General features: G+C 72.1%; 1 protein-coding gene. It reads left to right on the top strand.

All coding sequences use genetic code 11. The features are described from left to right. Positions 1 to 1112, top strand: a 1112-nt coding sequence (locus tag ACFFRH_RS44225) for an acetyl-CoA carboxylase biotin carboxylase subunit (RefSeq protein WP_386164187.1), incomplete at both ends; no start/stop codon positions are given.

Here is a 1112-nt window from a genome sequence, read left to right as displayed (position 1 = left end):
GTGCACCCCGGCTACGGCTTCCTGGCGGAGAACGCCGGGTTCGCCCAGGCCGTGATCGACGCGGGGCTCACCTGGATCGGGCCTCCCCCGGCCGCGATCACCGCGCTCGGCGACAAGGTGCAGGCCCGCCACATCGCCCAGAAGGTCGGCGCGCCGCTGGTGGCCGGTACCAAGGATCCGGTCTCCGGGAGCGAGGAGGTCGTCGCCTTCGCCACCGAGCACGGCCTGCCCATCGCGATCAAGGCCGCGTACGGCGGCGGCGGGCGCGGGCTGAAGGTCGCGCGCACCCTGGAGGAGATCCCCGAGCTGTACGACAGCGCGGTCCGTGAGGCCGTCACCGCGTTCGGGCGGGGCGAGTGCTTCGTCGAGCGCTACCTGGACCGGCCCCGGCACGTGGAGACCCAGTGCCTGGCCGACGCCCACGGCAGCGTGGTCGTGGTCTCCACCCGCGACTGCTCGCTGCAGCGCCGCCACCAGAAGCTGGTCGAGGAGGCCCCGGCCCCCTTCCTGTCACCTGAGCAGACCGAGATCCTCCGCACCAGCTCCAAGGCGATCCTGCGCGAGGCGGGCTACGTCGGCGCCGGCACGTGCGAGTTCCTGGTCGGCCAGGACGGCACGATCTCCTTCCTGGAGGTCAACACCCGCCTGCAGGTCGAGCACCCGGTCTCCGAGGAGGTGACGGGCATCGACCTGGTACGGGAGATGTTCCGCGTCGCCGACGGGGAGCCGCTGGGCTACACCGACCCGGTGGTGCGCGGTCACTCGATCGAGTTCCGGATCAACGCCGAGGACGCCGGGCGCGGCTTCCTGCCCGCTCCCGGCACGATCACGCGCATGAGCGCGCCCTCGGGGCCCGGGGTGCGCCTGGACGCGGGGTACGAGGCGGGCATGACCGTCCCGCAGACCTTCGACTCGCTCGTGGCCAAGCTCATCGTGACCGGGCAGAGCCGTACGGCGGCCCTGGAGAGGTCGCGGCGGGCACTGGCGGAGCTGGAGATCGAGGGGATGCCGACCGTGCTGCCCTTCCACCGGGCCGTGGTGTCCGATCCCGCGTTCACCGGCGACCCGTTCACGGTGCACACCCGCTGGATCGAGACCGAGTTCGACAACAC

The organism is Streptosporangium vulgare (assembly GCF_042428775.1).
In the GTDB taxonomy this organism is placed as follows: domain Bacteria; phylum Actinomycetota; class Actinomycetes; order Streptosporangiales; family Streptosporangiaceae; genus Streptosporangium; species Streptosporangium vulgare.
This window is presented reverse-complemented; position numbering and strand designations above follow the sequence as displayed.